Source organism: Pseudomonas sp. TH41, assembly GCF_016650695.1.
Classification (GTDB): domain Bacteria; phylum Pseudomonadota; class Gammaproteobacteria; order Pseudomonadales; family Pseudomonadaceae; genus Aquipseudomonas.
The window spans coordinates 279,209-296,617 of sequence record NZ_JAEKFH010000003.1 but is presented as its reverse complement, the minus strand read 5'-3'; the positions used below and the strand labels follow the sequence as shown (position 1 = coordinate 296,617).

13 protein-coding genes are annotated in these 17,409 nt (G+C 59.1%); 8 read left to right on the top strand and 5 right to left on the bottom strand.

What is annotated here, in order from left to right; all coding sequences use genetic code 11:
* Positions 1-324: a quinohemoprotein amine dehydrogenase subunit gamma gene (gene qhpC, locus JFU37_RS04095; RefSeq protein WP_008145336.1), complete on the top strand. Its 324-nt coding sequence runs from the start codon at positions 1-3 to the stop codon at positions 322-324.
* Positions 325-348: 24 nt separating this feature from the next.
* Positions 349-1,467, top strand: a complete 1,119-nt coding sequence (peaD, locus tag JFU37_RS04090) for a quinohemoprotein amine dehydrogenase subunit beta (RefSeq protein WP_201113171.1) — start codon at positions 349-351, stop codon at positions 1,465-1,467.
* A 658-nt stretch (positions 1,468-2,125) separates the two neighbouring features.
* Here the strand turns inward: peaD and JFU37_RS04085 are convergent.
* A complete protein-coding gene (locus JFU37_RS04085; protein ID WP_201113169.1) occupies positions 2,126-2,527 on the bottom strand; it encodes a lysozyme inhibitor LprI family protein in 402 nt (133 codons plus the stop codon).
* Positions 2,528-2,722: 195 nt separating this feature from the next.
* On the opposite strand from JFU37_RS04085, the gene JFU37_RS04080 reads away from it, so the two are divergent.
* Positions 2,723-3,211 carry an SRPBCC family protein gene (locus tag JFU37_RS04080; protein ID WP_201113167.1) on the top strand — a complete coding sequence of 163 codons (489 nt, stop codon included), beginning with the start codon at positions 2,723-2,725 and terminating at the stop codon, positions 3,209-3,211.
* 341 nt (positions 3,212-3,552) lie between these two features.
* Here the strand turns inward: JFU37_RS04080 and inhA are convergent, their stop codons facing one another.
* A complete protein-coding gene (inhA, locus tag JFU37_RS04075) occupies positions 3,553-4,236 on the bottom strand; it encodes an isonitrile hydratase (protein ID WP_201116396.1) in 684 nt (227 codons plus the stop codon).
* 91 nt (positions 4,237-4,327) lie between these two features.
* Between inhA and JFU37_RS04070 the strand changes: the two genes are divergently transcribed.
* On the top strand, positions 4,328-5,329 hold the full coding sequence (locus JFU37_RS04070) for a GlxA family transcriptional regulator (protein ID WP_201113164.1): 1,002 nt from the start codon (positions 4,328-4,330) through the stop codon (positions 5,327-5,329).
* Between the two features lie 128 nt (positions 5,330-5,457).
* Here the strand turns inward: JFU37_RS04070 and JFU37_RS04065 are convergent, their stop codons facing one another.
* Positions 5,458-7,284 carry a glycoside hydrolase family 15 protein gene (locus tag JFU37_RS04065; RefSeq protein WP_201113163.1) on the bottom strand — a complete coding sequence of 609 codons (1,827 nt, stop codon included), beginning with the start codon at positions 7,282-7,284 and terminating at the stop codon, positions 5,458-5,460.
* Positions 7,285-8,017: 733 nt separating this feature from the next.
* Between JFU37_RS04065 and mgtA the strand changes: the two genes are divergently transcribed.
* The 4 genes from mgtA (at position 8,018) to JFU37_RS04045 (ending at position 15,426) form a co-directional block, all read left to right on the top strand.
* Positions 8,018-10,720 (top strand): magnesium-translocating P-type ATPase, encoded by a 2,703-nt coding sequence (gene mgtA, locus JFU37_RS04060; RefSeq protein ID WP_201113161.1) that lies wholly within the window; start codon positions 8,018-8,020, stop codon positions 10,718-10,720.
* 329 nt (positions 10,721-11,049) lie between these two features.
* Complete coding sequence (locus JFU37_RS04055) at positions 11,050-11,463, top strand: response regulator (RefSeq protein ID WP_201113146.1); 414 nt, start codon at positions 11,050-11,052, stop codon at positions 11,461-11,463.
* Positions 11,464-11,562: 99 nt separating this feature from the next.
* Positions 11,563-12,189, top strand: a complete 627-nt coding sequence (locus JFU37_RS04050) for a response regulator transcription factor (RefSeq protein WP_201113143.1) — start codon at positions 11,563-11,565, stop codon at positions 12,187-12,189.
* A gap of 12 nt (positions 12,190-12,201) precedes the next feature.
* Entirely contained in the window at positions 12,202-15,426 is a 3,225-nt protein-coding gene (locus JFU37_RS04045; RefSeq protein ID WP_201113141.1) for a transporter substrate-binding domain-containing protein, read from the top strand.
* 3 nt (positions 15,427-15,429) lie between these two features.
* Here the strand turns inward: JFU37_RS04045 and dkgB are convergent, their stop codons facing one another.
* Complete coding sequence (gene dkgB / locus JFU37_RS04040) at positions 15,430-16,233, bottom strand: 2,5-didehydrogluconate reductase DkgB (protein ID WP_201113139.1); 804 nt, start codon at positions 16,231-16,233, stop codon at positions 15,430-15,432.
* 253 nt (positions 16,234-16,486) lie between these two features.
* Positions 16,487-17,392, bottom strand: coding sequence for a LysR substrate-binding domain-containing protein (locus tag JFU37_RS04035; RefSeq protein WP_201113137.1), 906 nt, complete (start codon positions 17,390-17,392; stop codon positions 16,487-16,489).
* Positions 17,393-17,409: the final 17 nt, after the last annotated feature.

Below are 17,409 nucleotides of genomic sequence, written 5' to 3'. Positions count from 1 at the left end.
ATGAAACATCTCAAGGCAATCAATAACAAAGCGTTGAAACTCGATGAAGCCGCGGCCGAAAACCGTATTGAAGAAGTGGTGGCGATGAGCTCTGTCGCCGGCTGCGCCTCAACCACCGACCCGGGGTGGGAGATCGATGCGTTTGGCGGTGTGTCGTCGCTGTGCCAGCCGATGGAGGCGGACCTTTACGGTTGCTCCGACCCTTGCTGGTGGCCGGCGCAGGTGCCCGACATGATGAGCACCTACCCGGACTGGAACAAGGATGCCCAGGCGTCCAACGAGAACTGGCGCAACCTCGGTACTGTCTTTCCAAAAGACAAATGATCGGTCAGATAAAAGGATTCCAGCATGCCTAGCATCAAAGCCTGCGGCCTGGCCGCGTTCGCCGTCCTGAGCACGTTTTCGCTCACGGTACTGGCCGATGAAAATACAGCACTGCAAGACGGTCACGAGTACATGTTGACCACCAATTACCCGAACAACCTGAACGTCATCGACCTGGCGACCGACACCCTGTTCAAGACCTGCAAGATGCCGGACGCTTTCGGTCCTGGCACCGTCCAGTTGTCGCCGGACCGTAAAACCGCTTACGTGCTCAACAATCACTACGCGGATATCTACGGCGTCGAGCTGGACAGCTGCAAGCAGGTGTTCCACGCCAGCATCACGCAGAAACCGGGGGAGAAAGCGAAGTCGATGTTCGCCTTCACCCTCAGCCATGACGCCAAGGAACTGTTCGCCATCGCCAACCCGACGTTGATGTTCAACGATCACTACGAAGTGCAGCAGCCTCGGCTGGATGTGTACGCCACCGACGCCGGCATGGATGCCAAACCCGTGCGCAGTTTCCCGGCACCCCGGCAGCTGACCATTATGCAGAGCGGTGACGACGGCACGTTGTATGTGGCGGGGGCGGATGTCTACAAGGTCGATGTGAAAACCGGCAAGTTCGACGTGTTGATCCCCAGTCGTCACTGGAAACGCCCGAACTACAGTGCACCGGACGTGCTTTACGTCTGGAACCAGCAGACCTATCGCCATGATTTCTCGCTGCTCTACACCGCGGCCAAATTCAAGGACAAGAAGCAGGACCCGTTGACCGCCGAATACCTCTATGGGCTGTTCAGCATCGACCTGAAAACCGGCAAGACCGAAACCACTGACTTCGGCCCTCTGACGGAAATCTACTTCAGCGGCATGCGTTCACCCAAGGATCCGAACTTGATGTTCGGCGTGCTCAATCGCCTGGCCAAGTACGACATTAAACAGAAGAAGATGCTGCAGGCGGCGACGCTGGATCATTCCTACTACTGCATTTCGTTTAACAAGGACGGTAGCAAGATCTACCTGGCCGGAACGTTTAACGATGTGGCGGTTTTTGATGCCGACAGCCTGAAACAGATTGGCAGCATCAAAATGCCGGGTGGGGATATGGCGATTACCACGGCACAGGTGTTTGTTCGGTAAGGCTCGAAAGCAGATCAAAAGATCGCAGGCTTCGCCAGCTCCTACAGGTTTTCGCGATCGATGTAGGAGCTGCCGAAGGCTGCGATCTTTCGCTTTGCCAGTTCGGTAAGGCTCGAAAGCAGATCAAAAGATCGCAGACTTCGCCAGCTCCTACAGGTCTTCGCGATCGATGTAGGAGCTGCCGAAGGCTGCGATCTTTTCGCTTTGCCAGTTCGGTAAGGCTCGAAAGCAGATCAAAAGATCGCAGGCTTCGCCAGCTCCTACAGGTCTACGCGATCGATGTAGGAGCTGACGAAGGCTGCGATCTTTTGCTTTGCCAGTTCGGTAAGGCTCGAAAGCAGATCAAAAGATCGCAGGCTTCGCCAGCTCCTACAGGTCTACGCGATCGATGTAGGAGCTGCCGAAGGCTGCGATCTTTTGCTTTGCCAGTTCGGTAAGGCTCGAAAGCAGATCAAAAGATCGCAGACTTCGCCAGCTCCTACAGGTCTACGCGATCGATGTAGGAGCTGACGAAGGCTGCGATCTTTTGCTTTGCCAGTTCGGTAAGGCTCGAAAGCAGATCAAAAGATCGCAGGCTTCGCCAGCTCCTACAGGTCTACGCGATCGATGTAGGAGCTGCCGAAGGCTGCGATCTTTTCGCTTTGCCAATCCCCAAGGATCAAACCCCAGGCACCGGGCAACTCAAATCCCCCTCCTGACACTTCAAATAGTTCTTGAAAGTCTCCACCCGCGCCTTGGTCAATTCAGTGATGCAATTGCTGTAAATCAGCGGATACACACTCCCACCCTCTACCGCCGACGCCGAAAACTTGCACTCGGCATCCCGAAACGCCACCCACGCTCGCTGCGCGCTGACCATCAGCTTCTTACTGTTGGGACTATCCTTCAAACGCGCGGTGATCTGCTGGTAGTGCGCATTCAACTCCTTATCGGCCGCCTTGCCCTGCTGCGCCGCGCATTGATTCATCGTGCTCTGATCGGCGGCGCTGTCGCAGTCCACGGCATGGGCCCAGGCGGTGAACAGCAAAGGTGTCAGCGCCAGAAGAAAGCGTGGGGGCATGGGATTCTCGCTCTGGCAGGAAAAGTTGACGTGCAGTTTAGCCAAGAGCCGCGGCCCCACGCCTTCAAGCCAGAACTTATACGCGCAAATGCAGCCGAATATTTCAGACAGGGTTGATCGCGACACCCAATTGATACAACTTTAGGGTGGGTCTTGTGGTCTTACAGGCCTACTGTTCATTACAGGAGGTGACATATGAACCCAGCATCAGATCGCATCGAAAGGAAAATCCTGCTCAAAGCGCCGCGCGCGCAAGTCTGGCGGGTGCTGGCCAATGCCGAAGCGTTTGGGCAGTGGTTTGGCGTGGCACTGGAAGGCAAGCGTTTTGTCGCCGGTGAATGGACTCAAGGGCAAATTACGTATCCCGGTTATGAGCACTTGCTGTGGAATGTGCGGGTGGAGCGGGTTGAGCCGGAGCGGGTATTTTCGTTTCGCTGGCACCCGTACGCGGTTGAGCCCGACGTTGACTACTCACAGGAACCCACCACCTTGGTGTTGTTCGAGCTCGAAGACATGGATAACGGCACCTTGCTGAAGGTGACCGAGTCCGGTTTCGATCACGTTCCCCAAGCGCGCCGACTCAAGGCGTTCCGCATGGACAGCCGCGGTTGGGATGAGCAGATGAGCAATATTGAAGAGTTTCTGAAAATCAGCGCCAAGGCACGCGAGCATCAGGGCGGCTGAAGCGGCGTCTAAGGGTTTTCGGAAGGGCTGCTATGGCGAATGTCTTACACGCCGTGGTAACTATGTCGCCTATTGCGGATTGGATCCGATGCGTAATCTAGCCCCATCAACTGAAGCACAGGAAGCGCTTCAGGATCACGGACGATCGACCATCAGCAAGGATTCGCTACCGACAGGGAGTCGACAATGGTCTTGGGAAAAACCCGCCTCTGGCGGGTTTTTTTTTGCCTGCTGTAGGAGCGAGCTTGCTCGCGAAGGACTCTGAAAGCAACGCGTTCATTCAGGACGAACGCGTTATCGTTAACGTCCTTCGCGAGCAGGCTCGCTCCCACATTGATCTTCTACAGTTCGAGTGTTGCGGCCACCCGTTCAGTAATCAACGTCCGCTGCTGCAACGACTGCGCTGAACGCCGATTGGCTTCATCCAGGACCGACGCTGGCGCGGTTTCCGGGCTGCCCGACGCAAACGGTGGCGCCGGGGCGTATTCCAATTGCAACTGCAGCAGCTGCGCCGTGTCCTCATCGAACAATTCGGCGGCCAACGTCAGGGCAAAATCGATCCCTGCGGTAATCCCGCCCCCGGTCAACAGATTGCCGTCACGCACCACCCGATCCTTGACCGCAATCGCCCCCAGTGGCTTCAGCAATTCGTGATAAGCCCAGTGAGTGGTGGCGCGTTTACCTTTCAGCAGGCCCGCCGCGCCGAGCACTAGCGCCCCGGTGCAGACCGACGTGACATAACGTGCATTGGCGGCCTGAGCCTTGATGAAAGCCAGTGTCTCCTTATCCTCCATCAACGGCCCGACGCCGCTGCCGCCTGGAATACAGATCACATCCAGCGCCGGGCAATCGTCGAAGGTAATGGTCGGTTTCAGTATCAGTCCCGTGCTTGAAGTGACGGGCACCAAATCCTTCCAGATCAAATGCACCTTCACGTCTGGCAGCGAGGCCAGCACGTCGTAGGGGCCAGTCAGGTCCAGTTGCTGAACCTGTGGAAACAACAGAAAACCGATCTGCAACGTCATGGCATCTTTTCTCATGAAGTGGGTGGACGGCTTGACTGTAGGCTCGTAGGATTTGGCGTATACGCCAATTACCCCACGAATTACGCCAATCATGCCAAAATCCATTCATGTGCTCGCGTTTGCCAACGTGCAATTGCTCGATGTCACCGGGCCGTTGCAAGTGTTCGCTTCAGCTAACGACATTGCTCGCCAGCAAGGATTGCCGCCGCCCTATGCGCCGTCAGTGATCGCCAGCGGTGGCGGGGCGGTCATGTCCTCGGCGGGGTTGGCGTTGTTAGCCGAGCCATTGCCCGACCAGGCAAGCGATACCTTGATCATAGCCGGCGGCTGGGGCGTTTACGCCGCAGCGGAAGACGCCCCGCTGGTGGCTTGGGTGCGTGAGCATGCGACGGGATGCCGGCGAGTGTCATCGGTATGCACCGGGGCGTTTTTGCTGGCGGCCAGTGGCTGGCTCGATGGCCGTCGGGTGGTCACCCACTGGACCCGTTGCGAGCAATTGGCGCAGAAGCATCCGCTGTTGCAGGTGGAACCCAATCCGATTTTTATCAACGATGGGCCGGTGTGGACGTCGGCCGGGGTCACTGCGGGTATTGATCTGGCGCTGGCGATGGTCGAGGAAGATCTCGGTCGCACCCTGGCGTTGGACGTTGCCCGACAACTGGTGGTATTTCTCAAACGTCCGGGTGGGCAATCGCAATTCAGCGTGACTTTGTCCTTGCAGAAGGAAGGTAACCGTTTTGACGAACTTCACGCCTGGATCAGCGAAAATCTCACCATGGATTTAGGCATTCCGACCTTGGCATTACAGGCGGGCATGAGCGAGCGCAGCTTCGTTCGTCACTATCGCGCCGACACCGGGCAAACGCCGGCCCGGGCCATTGAGCTGATTCGGGTCGAGACGGCCCGACGGTTGCTCAGCGACACGGGCGTGTCGATCAAGCGCGTTGCAGTGCAATGCGGCTTTGGCAGCGAAGAGACCCTTCGGCGCAGTTTTCTGCGAGCCATGGGCGTGACACCACAAGCCTACCGCGAACGGTTTTCGGTCAGCGCTCAATCAGATCCAGTCCTGCCTGTCAGTCTTAGGGTTGGCTGATGGCCCCATCGTCGGATCGCCGCCCGGAGCAAGCTCGCTCCCACAGGTTTGGTGTTGCTCACACAATAGTGTTCATGCCAAAAACCCAATGTGGGAGCGAGCTTGCTCGCGATATAGGCAACTCGGTCTCAAGGCTGCCAGAAACTCTTCTCGCCACTCAATCTTCGATCCAGAAAACACGCCGCACTGATCAGCGCCAGGTGCGTCAGCGCTTGTGGGGTATTGCCCAGATGTCGTGCATGGCTGTCGAACTCTTCGGCATACAACCCGAGCGGGTTGGCGTACCTCAGCAACTGTTCAAATTCCAGGTGGGCCTTTTCCACCCGACCTGCCCGGGCCAGACATTCGACATACCAGAAGGAGCACGCGGCAAACGCCCCTTCGGTGCCTTCGAGGCCATCGATATGGACGTCATCGTTGTGGTAGCGGTAAACCATGCCGTCGCGCACCAGGTTTTTTTCGATGGCGTCGAGGGTTGAGAGCCAGCGGGGGTCCTTGGCGCTGACAAAGCGCACCAGCGGCATCAGCAGCATCGAACCGTCGAGGGCGTTGCCGCCCTTGTACTGAACGAAATGCCCGCGTTCTTCGTTCCAGAAATTCTCCCAGATATCGGCGTAGATCGCCTGACGGGTCTGGTCCCAGCGGGCGAACGGGGCGGGCAGCGAGCGTTTGGAGGCGAGGCGAATGGCCCGGTCCACGGCGACCCAGCACATCAGCCGCGAGTGCAGGAAGTGATGCTGCTCACCGCGCATTTCCCAGATGCCTACGTCCTCTTGCTGCCAGGTTTCGCAGACCTGATCGACCACTTCAATGGTGTGTTTCCAGCCTTCATGGGAGATGGCTTCGCCGTACTTGTTGACCAGGTACACCGCGTCCAACAGTTCGCCGAAGATGTCGAGTTGAACCTGATCGTAAGCCTGATTGCCGATCCGCACCGGGGTTGCGCCGCCATGCCCGGACAGGTGCGAGAGATTGGTTTCCGGCAGTTTCTGGCGGCCGTCGATGGCATAGAGAATGTTGAGCTTCATGGACTGGCCGTGGCAATCGCTGACCCGGCCGCGCAGCCAGCGCATGTAATCGTTGGCTTCCTGGACGAAACCCAGGCGCATGAAGGCGTAGACGGTGAACGACGCATCGCGGATCCAGGTGTAGCGGTAGTCCCAGTTGCGCACACCGCCGGGTGTTTCCGGCAGGCCGAAGGTCGCGGCGGCGAGGATCGCGCCGTGTTTGCGCGACGTCAGCAGCTTCATCGCGAGCGCCGAGCGGTTGACCATTTCCCGCCAGCGTCCGCGGTAGTTGGACTGGCCGATCCAGTCGCGCCAGAACTTCAGCGTGCGTTCCAGGCACAGCGCGGCGGCGCCTTCCTGGAAGCGCGGGTCGTCGACACCGCCGAGCAGGAATTGGGCGCTCTGGTCCTGTTCGAGGGTGAATTCGGCGACCGCTGCATGGCCGTCAATCCGCAAAGCCTGATCTGAAGACAGGCGCATGGACGGCTGATCAGCCGCCTCGAAAACCACGTCTTTTTTATCCATCCGCGCGCGGGTCTTGGCGCGAGCGTAGTCATGGCGCACGGCACAACGCAGGTGAAACGTCGCTTGACCGCTGACCACCCGTACCCGGCGCATCAATATCGGCAAGTCGTCCTCACTGTCGCCGATGGGCAGCAGGTCAGTGAACTCGACCACCGCGCGCTCACTGAGCCAGCGGGTTTGCAGCACGTTGGTGTCCGGCAGGTAAATCTGTTCGCGACGGGCGTCTGGCAAGTCGGGAGCGAGTTGGAAAATGCCGGCCTCGGGGGTGTCCAGCAGCGAGCAAAAAATCGAAGGACTGTCGAATTCCGGCCAGCAGAAAAAATCCACGCTGCCCTTGTCATTGACCAGTGCCGCACTGCGCATGTCGCCGATGATGCCGTGGGCGTCGATGGCGCTTTGTCGTTCGGGATGATGATCAGCCATTGCCGCGAAACTCCGGATAGAGGCTCATGCCGCCGTCGATGAACAGCATGGTGCCGAACAAGTCTTGAAGCGAGGGCCTAATCAGCTGACCGGTTTGAGCCGCAGAGAGTTCATTTGTGTGGACCGACAAGATGACTGTGGCGGCCTCTTCGCGAGCAGGCTCGCTCCCACAATGGAACTGCATTCACAGGACTAATGTGGGAGCGAGCCTGCTCGCGAAGGACGTTAACGATAACGAGTTCTTCCTGAATAAACGCGTTGCTCTCAAGTCCATCGCGAGCAAGCTCGCTCCTACACTCCCGGTCCATGTACAAGCGAGCCTGCTCGCGATGGGGCCCTCAAGAACACCCAAACGCCTGATTCCTGAACCCTGCCTGAAGAACCCTGACATTCCCCATCCACACGCCGTTCCTTCGTTTACTCTCCATAAATCGGGGCGTAAGCTTCGCGCGTTTTCATCAATAGCGGAGACCCACAGTGGGTACTTGTTCGAGTGACAGTAGTCGGCCGGCTTCAATAACCGGCACCTTCCCGGCCCGATAACGCGCAACCTGTTGTGTCGTTGTCTCGCCGTAAAGCGAGCAGCGGCATCCCGATCACGGCCAGTCCTGGCCCGATTCCCGACGTCCTCTCATCGACGCTGAACCGTGCGTGATGTTCGACTGTTTGTCGTCATCGCGGCGCATCGACACGCCTGCTCGACGGTTTCCCGGCTGACCCTGGGGGAGCTGCCATGAACCTGAACCCGCTCAAAGAATTCTTCGCCGGATTCCTGCGCACCCGCCACATCGCCCGGCACTTTCGTCGATTGGCGCTGCTGGAAAATTTCACCGACACCACGGTCAGCCGGGAAGTGCCGCCCACCCTGGCGCAAACCCTGGTGGGCGCCGCCAACAGCGACATCGGCCAACTGCTGGAGAACCTGAGCACCCATACCGACGGCTTGAGCGAACTCGAAGCCGATGAATTGCGCGCGCAATTCGGCCTCAATGAAGTCGAGCACGAACAACCGCTGCCCTGGTGGACTCACTTGTGGCACTGCTACAAAAACCCGTTCAACCTGCTGCTGACCTTGCTCGCGGTCATCTCCTGGCTGACCGAAGACATGAAAGCCGCCATTGTGATTTTTTCGATGGTGGTGCTGTCGACGTTGCTGCGGTTCTGGCAGGAAACCAAATCCAACCAGGCCGCCGACGCGCTCAAGGCGATGGTGAGCAACACGGCCACGGTGCTGCGCCGGGATGAACCGCGCACCGAACTGCCGATCAAGCAACTCGTGCCGGGCGACCTGATCGTGCTTTCGGCCGGCGACATGATTCCTGCCGATTGCCGGGTGCTCAGCGCCAAAGACCTGTTCGTCAGCCAGGCCGCCATGACCGGTGAATCGATGCCGGTGGAAAAATTTCCCCGTCAGCAAGACAGTGACACCAGCAACCCACTCGACCTGGACAACATCCTGTTCATGGGCACCAACGTGGTGTCCGGTACGGCGATGGCGGTGATTCTCACCACGGGTAACAGCACCTACTTTGGTGCGCTGGCACAGCGAGTCGGTGCCACCGACCGCGTACCGACTTCGTTTCAAACCGGGGTCAACAAAGTCAGCTGGCTGCTGATCCGCTTCATGTTCGTGATGGCGCCACTGGTGCTGTTCATCAATGGTTTCACCAAGGGTGACTGGACCCAAGCGCTGCTGTTCGCGCTGTCGATTGCCGTGGGCCTGACCCCGGAAATGCTGCCGATGATCGTCACCTCGACCCTGGCCAAGGGCGCGGTGTTTCTGTCGCGCAAAAAAGTCATCGTCAAACGCCTCGACGCGATCCAGAACTTCGGCGCCATGGACGTGCTGTGCACCGACAAGACCGGCACCCTGACCCAGGACAAAATCTTCCTGGCGCGCAACGTCGACGTCTGGGGCAATGACTCCGATGACGTGCTCGAAATGGCTTACCTCAATAGCTACTACCAGACCGGCCTGAAGAACCTGCTGGATGTGGCGGTGCTCGAACATGTGGAAATCCACCGCGAGCTGAAAGTCGGCACGGCGTTTCGCAAGGTCGACGAGATTCCATTCGACTTCACCCGTCGGCGGATGTCGGTGGTGGTGGCCGAGCGTGACCAGCCACACCTGTTGATCTGCAAGGGGGCGGTGGAAGAAGTGCTGGCGGTCTGCACGCGAGTGCGCCATGGCGAAGTCGACGAAGCGCTGACCGATGACTTGCTGGCGCGGATTCGCCAGGTCACGGCCACGTTCAACGCCGAAGGTCTGCGGGTTGTTGCCGTGGCCGCGCGGTCGATGATTGAGGGACGCGACACGTACAGCCTGACGGACGAGCAGGAATTGACGCTGATCGGTTACGTGGCCTTCCTTGATCCACCCAAAGAGAGCACCGCGCCCGCCCTCAAGGCATTGGCGGCGCATGGCGTGTCGGTAAAAGTGCTGACCGGCGACAACGAATTGGTGACCGCGAAGATCTGCCGTGAAGTCGGTCTGGATCAGCAAGGCCTGCTGATGGGCAACGACGTCGAGCGCATGACAGACGCCGAACTGGCGGTGGCGGTGGAGACCACTAACGTCTTCGCCAAGCTGACGCCGTCGCACAAGGAACGTATCGTCCGTCTGCTTAAAGGCAACGGCCATGTGGTCGGCTTCATGGGCGACGGCATTAACGACGCGCCCGCGCTGCGTACTGCCGACATCGGTATTTCGGTGGACAGCGCCGTGGACATTGCCAAGGAGGCGGCCGACATCATCCTCCTGGAGAAAAGCCTGATGGTGCTGGAGGAGGGTGTGCTGGAAGGTCGCCGGACCTTCGCCAACATGCTCAAGTACATAAAAATGACTGCCAGCTCGAACTTCGGCAATGTGTTCTCGGTGCTGGTGGCCAGTGCGTTCATCCCGTTCCTGCCGATGCTGCCAATGCACCTGCTGGTGCAGAACCTGCTCTACGACATTTCACAGATCGCTATCCCGTTCGATAACGTTGATGAAGACATGCTGAAAAAACCCCAACGCTGGCAGCCAGCGGACGTCGGGCGTTTCATGCTGTTCTTCGGGCCGATCAGTTCGATCTTCGATATCACGACGTTCGCCTTGATGTGGTACGTCTTCGATGCCAACACCCCGGACCATCAAACCCTGTTCCAGTCCGGCTGGTTCGTGGTCGGGCTGCTGACCCAGACGCTGATCGTGCACATGATCCGCACGCCGAAGATCCCGTTCCTGCAAAGCCGTGCGGCCATGCCGTTGATGGTGATGACCGCACTCATCATGGCCGTGGGCATCTTCCTGCCGATGGGACCGTTGGCGCACTACTTCAAACTGCAGGCGCTGCCGTCGCTGTACTTTGTATTCCTGCCGATGATTCTGCTGGCGTACATGGGGCTGACCCAAGCGGTGAAAGGGTTTTATATCCGTCGGTTTGGCTGGCAATAAACCGTGCCAATGGTCATTCCCACGCTGTGGATTGCACCCCAACTGTAGGAGCTGCCGCAGGCTGCGATCTTTTGACTTTGTTTTTTAAAGGCCAGATCAAAAGATCGCAGCCAACTGTAGGAGCTGCCGCAGGCTGCGATCTTTTGACTTGGTTTTTTAAAGACCAAGATCAACAGATCGCAGCCTGCGGCAGCTCCTACAGAAGTACCGTAGATCGCCTCAGTTGGTGGAGGATGCGTCAGGGTTTTTAGGAAAAGTCCTACATAAAGCCTGGCGGGTCTTCCGTAGCCTTGCGCCCTCACGAATCTGACACCCTTCTGGGGGGCACGTTGTCGAACAAAACCTTACGTATCCTGATCGCCGACGAGCAGCATTTTTACCGCATGAAGATTGAGCGCCTGTTCAATCAACTGGGCTTCTACCGGATAGCGCCGGTGCACAGTCTGGAAGAGTTATTGACCCTGATCGAATACGCCAGCGAGCCATTCGATCTGGTGGTCATCAATGCCGTGATGGCGGCGGGGGCGTTAAACCTGCCGGATTACTTGCGCGATAACCGCCAGGTTCGTCACGCGATGATCTACAACGGCCAGTCGGTGACGTTGTCGCCCATCCCCGCCTGTGTTCAACAGACGGTTCAAATAAGCCATGCGCCGCTGCCTGATCTATCGTCCATTCAGCGGCAGATGACGCTGATCGATCCTCAACTACCGTTCATCGGTACTGTCACTTCTGTCAGGTAGTTGCAGGCGGATTTTCATGCAACAGTCTCAGCGCAGCCGCTGCGTCCAACCCGGGCGCTTTCATTGCCCGATTGTCGTGCCTTTGCACAGGGAGTTGCCATGAAGTCAGCGTTGATAGCGGACGATCATCCGGTGGTTCGCGCTGCGGTCAAAATATTGCTTAAACAGGAGGGGTTTAAACGGATTCACGAGGCCTCCAGCGGCAACGAGGTGTTGCCGATGGTTCGTGAACAAAAGCCGAACCTGGTGGTGCTGGACCTGGTCATGCCCTCACTCGACGGGCTCGATGTGCTGACACGGATTCAAACCGGTGGCGTGGCGTGCCGAGTCCTGGTGTTCACGTCTCAGGAGGCGATGTTCTATCAGGATCGGTGCATGCGCGCCGGTGCCTCGGCGTTCGTTTCCAAGACCAACGACCTGGAGCATTTGCACAAAGCCGTGCATGCGGTCATGGCCGGTTATAGCTATTTCGTCCAGTTGCCCTCGGCGTCGGTGGCGCTGAGCGCATTGCAACGCAGCGAAAAACAGATGATCGACACGCTCTCCGACCGCGAACTGACGATCTTTCAGCACCTGGCCCGGGGCATCAATAACAAAGCCATTGCCGAGGTCTTGCACCTGAGCCACAAGACCGTCAGCACTTATAAAACCCGATTAATAGAAAAGCTCAACGTGGATTCATCCGTGCACCTACGGGATTTCGCCAAGCGCAATCACCTGATCTGAGTGAGCCTGACCATGCGTAATTGTTTGTGGGCTCTATGGCTGTTTTGGGCAGTGGGACCCTCGGTTGCGATCGCTGACGAACCGTTGCAGTTGCAACTGCACTTGCTGGGACGTTCTTCGGTGGCGGGCTATCAGGTCCAACTGGATGAAAAAGACTGGCAATGGCTGCGTGGCAAGCAGGTCTTGCGCCTCGGGGTATCGGGGGCGGACTATCCGCCGTTCGAGATCACGCGTAACCGTGATGAGCTGGAAGGCATCACCGCCGACTATGCCGCGCTGGTGGCAGAGCTGCTGCACGTCAGGATCGAGGTGCTTCGCTACCGCACGCGCGATGCGGTCATGGCGGCACTCAAGCGCAACGAGGTCGACCTGCTTGGCACGTCCAACAACTTCGAGGCGGCCGATCCTGAATTGAGCCGATCCAGTGCTTACGCTGAAGATCAGCCGATGCTGGTCACCCGACAGGACGAACAGATGCCCGTCGATCTGGCGGGTAAACGCATCGCCATGGTCGATGACTATCTGCCGGCGACGACCGTCGAAGCCTTTTATCCCGACGCCAGCCTGCAGCGCTACGCCTCAACGCTGGAAGCGCTCGGGGCCGTGGCGTTCGGGCAGGATGACGTGTACCTCGGGGACCTGATCAGCGCCAACTACCTGATCAACAATAACTACCTCAACAACGTTCATCTGGTGGGGCCATCCGGCCTGGACGCCAATCCGTTCGGCTTTGCCCTGGCCTCGGGTAATACACGCCTGAAGCACATGCTCGACTTGGCCTTGGCGGCGATTCCCATGGACCAGCGCCTGGCCATCGAGCAGCGCTGGAGTGCCGGCCGGGCGACGATGGCGGGCCAGCAGCGGGTGAGTCTGAGCGCCAGTGAACAGCGCTGGCTGGATCGGCATCCGCGCGTGATCGTCGGCGCCGTCGAGAACTTTGCGCCGCTGAGTTTTTATGATGCCCAAGGCCGGTTCAGCGGGCTGACGGCGCAGTTGCTGAACCTGATCAGCCAGCGCAGCGGTTTGAACTTCGAGGTGCAACGGGGCAATTCCCTGGAACAGCAGATTCAGCGCCTCAAGGTCGGTGAGATCGATGTCGTGCCGGCGATCATCCCCAGTCTCGAAGACGAAGCGCAGATGCGCTTTACCCGCGCCTACCTGAGCAATCCGTTTGTGCTGGTGAGCGCCAACGCTCCCGGCAGCCCGAAGACCCTGGACGATCTGGCCGGTAAACGTTTGGCGATCTATCACAGCCACCCGATGCGCGAGTTCATTCAGACGCGGGCGCCGACTGTGCGGATCGTGGAGGTGGACAGTCTCGGTCAGGGCCTGGAATGGGTGATGAAGGGGCAGGCCGATGCCGCGCTCAGCTCATTGTTCATGACGCATTACCTGATTGCCCGGCATTACCGCGACCGCCTGCGAATCACCAGTACCGTGGGCGATGAACCGGCGCGTATCGCCCTGGCCACCACCCCCGGCGCGCTGGAATTGCACTCGATTCTGAACAAGGCGTTGCTGAGCATTTCGCCCCAGGAGATGGATGAGCTGGTGGCCCGCTGGAGCAATGATGTGGTGGTGGATGACAGTTATTGGCTGCGGCATCGCCAGGGGATTCTCCAGGCATTCGCCGCCGCGGCTGCCTTGCTGCTACTGGCGTTGAGCTGGATCGCCTGGCAACGTCGGCAGATTCACCAGCGCCAGCAGTGGCTCAGGCAATTGCAGGAGGCCAAGGACGCCGCCGACGAGGCCAACCGCGCGAAGACGACGTTTCTGGCGATCATGAGCCATGAGATCCGCACGCCGATGAACGCCCTGCTGGGCATGCTCGAATTGGCACTCAAGCGCGCGGAAGAGGGCGTCACCGACCGTTCCGCCATCGAGGTGGCCTCGAATGCCGGGCAGCAGTTGCTGGCGTTGATCGGCGACATCCTCGACATCGCGCGTATCGAAGCCGGGCATTTATCGCTGACACCCGAGCGCGCCAATCTGCGGACGCTGGTCGAGTCGGTGAGTCGGGTTTTCGAAGGTCTGGCTCGGCAGAAGCATCTGCAATGGCGGGTCGAACTGGACGAACTCAGCGACTGCGACGTGTTGATCGATTCCACACGATTCAAGCAGGTGCTGTCCAATCTGTTGAGCAATGCGATCAAGTTCACCCGTGACGGTGAGGTGAGCCTGACGCTGCGGGTAGCCCCCGGTTTATCGGGTCATCTGGTCGTCAGCGTATCCATTGCCGACAGCGGCGTCGGTATCAGCGTGGTTGATCAGCAGCGACTGTTCAGTCCGTTCGTGCAAGCCGACACCGGCCAGCAGTCTGCTCGCAATGGTTCCGGCCTGGGGCTGGTGATCAGCCGGTCTCTCTGCGAAATGATGGGCGGCCGGTTGCAGCTCGACAGCGTTTTGGGGCAGGGCACCCAGGTACACATCAGCCTCGATCTGGTGGCGTTGCAACCATTGCCCTTCACCGCGTGCATCGACAGCGCAAAGCAACGCCCCACTCGGTCGCTGACGATTCTGGTGGTCGACGATTACCCGGCCAATCGATTGTTGCTCTCACGACAATTGAGTTATCTGGGGCATCGTGTGCTGGAGGCTGAGGACGGCGCGCGCGGTTTGGCGCTGTGGCGTGATCAGGTGTGCGATTTGGTCATCACTGACTGCAACATGCCGGTGCTCAGTGGTTATGAACTGGCGGGTGCGATCCGCGATGCCGAGCACTTCGATGGATCACCGCCGACATTGATCCTGGGGTTTACCGCCAATGCACAGCCCGAGGAAAAGATCCGCTGCCTGGAGGCGGGGATGGACGATTGCCTGTTCAAACCGATCCGGCTGGCGGATCTGAGCGGCTGGTTGGCGTCGAAGTTTGTGAGTGAATCGGCAGGGAAGGGTGAAGCGCCCTCAAATGCCGAGATCGATTTGAGCGGTCTGGAGCAATACGTGGGCACGGACCGAACGCTGATCAATGAGTTGTTGCGCGACCTGGCGGTGACGAACCGGGAGGATCGCCAGCAACTGCTCGTCGCACACGCCGGTGCCAATCGTCGTGACCTGCAAGACCTGGCGCACCGCATCAAGGGCGGCGCGCGCATGGTTCGGGCGCTCAATCTGATTGAGTGTTGCGAGCAGCTGGAACGTGCTTGCCGCGAGGGCCGCGCGGCGTTGATCGACGAAGCCGTCGATCACTTGCAACACGCCATGACGCGCCTGGACCAAAGTCTTGCGCAGGGCTGACCTTCAGTCCCAGTTCGGGGCGATACCTTTGGGGCTGGTCAACCGCTGGCCGCGATCAAGGCCGGCGATCAACGCCATGTCGGCGTCGCTCAACGTCAACGCGCAGGCTTGCAGGTTGCTGGCGAGGTTGGCGCGTTTGGTCGACGAAGGAATCACGGCGTAACCCAATTGCATGGCCCAGGCCAGGGTGACTTGCGCTGGCGTCGCCTGCAGGCGATTGGCGATTTGCTGGATCACCGGGTCTTTCAGCACTTCGCCGTAAGCCAGTGTCATGTACGAAGTGATCTGGATGCCGTGGCGCTGCGCGAACTCGACAACTTTGCGATTTTGCAGGTACGGGTGCAGTTCGATCTGGAGGGTAGCGATGTGCTCGGCACCGACGGCGGCTATTGCCTGTTTCATCAGGTCAATGGTGAAGTTGGACACGCCGATTTGCCGGGTCAGCCCCAGTCGCTTGGCTTCGAGCAGGGCACCCATGAATGCTTCGACCGGCACCTGATCTTCCGGAGACGGCCAGTGAATCAGGGTCAGGTCCAGGTAGTCGGTCTGCAATTTGCGCAGGCTCTCTTTGAGGCTGTCGATCAGGCGGTCCTTGGCGAAGTTGGCGACCCAGATTTTGCTGGTGATGAACAGGTCTTCGCGGGCAATGCCGCTGGCAACGATGGCCTCGCCGACCTCGGCTTCGTTCTCATAGATCTGCGCGGTATCGATGACCCGGTAGCCCAGCTCCAGGCCAGTGCTCACCGAATCGATGACCACCTGGCCTTGCAAGCGAAAAGTACCGAGACCGAAGGCGGGAACAGACATTGATGACTCCAGGGTGCAGTGGGAATGGGCAGGAGTATCCGCGTCTGCATCCTTGAGAAAAACCGCTGGGGCGGCAAAGCACTGTTTACCGCAAGTCATGAATCGCGGTCGGCAGAAGGATTTGTGGTGTTTGATCTGGCGCCTTCGCGAGCAAGCCCGCTCCCACATTGGATTTGCGTACACCATAGATCCCCTGTGGGAGCGGGCTTGCTCGCGAAGGCCGCGACTCGGTTCAAAGCCTTACCCCCGGACCTCAAGCAATATCGGCATGGCTGAACTCCTCACCCAAAAAGTCGATCAACGCTCGCACTGACGGCAGCAACCCACGGCGCGAGGGGAAGATCGCGTGGACGATTCCGCATTTCGGTGCCCAGCCTGGCACCAGTTCCACCAGGCGTCCGGCATTAATGTCATCGCGCACCACCACGCTGGGCAGGTGCGCGATGCCGATTCCGGCGAGCACGGCATGACGCAACGCCAACAGGTCATCGGTGACCATTCGCGGCGCGTGTCGAATCACCGCGCTGGCACCGTCCGCGCCGAACAATTCCCACTGATATTCACGCTGCGCCGCGCCCCAGTGCACGCTCGGCAAACCGCTGAGATCGGCCGGGGAGGGCGGTGATGACAGCTGTGGCACAAACGCAGGACTGCCCACCAGGCACTGGGTGCTGTTGCCCAGCACCTTCATTACCATGTCGGTGTTTTCCAGTGGCGGAAAGCGCACCCGCAGGGCGATGTCGAAACCCTCGTGGATCAGGTCGACCCGGCGGTTGGTGCTTTCAATGAACATCTCCACCAACGGGTACTTGAGCATATAGCGGGTCAACATCGGCCCGACCCAGGTGTTCAGCAGCGCCGTCGGGCAACTGATCCGGACCAGCCCCTGGGGCTCGGAGCGGTTGCGTTCGATCAGTTCGGCGGCGCTTTCAGCTTCCACCCGCATGGCCAGGCAACGCTGGTAATAAGCCTGGCCGATTTCCGTCAGTGAACACTGCCGGCTGGTGCGGTGCAGCAGGCGCACGCCAAGACGCTCTTCGAGCTCGGCGATGCGCCGGCTCAGCTTCGATTTGGGCATGTCCAGCGCTCGCCCGGCGGCGGCGAAACCCCCGTGCTCCACCACTTGCGTGAAGTAGTAGAGGGTGTTGAGGTCTTCCATCATCGTTCTCCAAATAG

What these genes read in the sequence shown, in the direction of transcription:
- qhpC (WP_008145336.1), top strand. Translation starts at nt 1, where the DNA reads ATGAAACATCTCAAGGCAATCAATAACAAAGCGTTGAAACTCGATGAA.
- peaD (WP_201113171.1), top strand. Translation starts at nt 349, where the DNA reads ATGCCTAGCATCAAAGCCTGCGGCCTGGCCGCGTTCGCCGTCCTGAGC.
- JFU37_RS04085 (WP_201113169.1), bottom strand. Translation starts at nt 2,527, where the DNA reads ATGCCCCCACGCTTTCTTCTGGCGCTGACACCTTTGCTGTTCACCGCC.
- JFU37_RS04080 (WP_201113167.1), top strand. Translation starts at nt 2,723, where the DNA reads ATGAACCCAGCATCAGATCGCATCGAAAGGAAAATCCTGCTCAAAGCG.
- inhA (WP_201116396.1), bottom strand. Translation starts at nt 4,236, where the DNA reads ATGACGTTGCAGATCGGTTTTCTGTTGTTTCCACAGGTTCAGCAACTG.
- JFU37_RS04070 (WP_201113164.1), top strand. Translation starts at nt 4,328, where the DNA reads ATGCCAAAATCCATTCATGTGCTCGCGTTTGCCAACGTGCAATTGCTC.
- JFU37_RS04065 (WP_201113163.1), bottom strand. Translation starts at nt 7,284, where the DNA reads ATGGCTGATCATCATCCCGAACGACAAAGCGCCATCGACGCCCACGGC.
- mgtA (WP_201113161.1), top strand. Translation starts at nt 8,018, where the DNA reads ATGAACCTGAACCCGCTCAAAGAATTCTTCGCCGGATTCCTGCGCACC.
- JFU37_RS04050 (WP_201113143.1), top strand. Translation starts at nt 11,563, where the DNA reads ATGAAGTCAGCGTTGATAGCGGACGATCATCCGGTGGTTCGCGCTGCG.
- JFU37_RS04045 (WP_201113141.1), top strand. Translation starts at nt 12,202, where the DNA reads ATGCGTAATTGTTTGTGGGCTCTATGGCTGTTTTGGGCAGTGGGACCC.
- dkgB (WP_201113139.1), bottom strand. Translation starts at nt 16,233, where the DNA reads ATGTCTGTTCCCGCCTTCGGTCTCGGTACTTTTCGCTTGCAAGGCCAG.
- JFU37_RS04035 (WP_201113137.1), bottom strand. Translation starts at nt 17,392, where the DNA reads ATGGAAGACCTCAACACCCTCTACTACTTCACGCAAGTGGTGGAGCAC.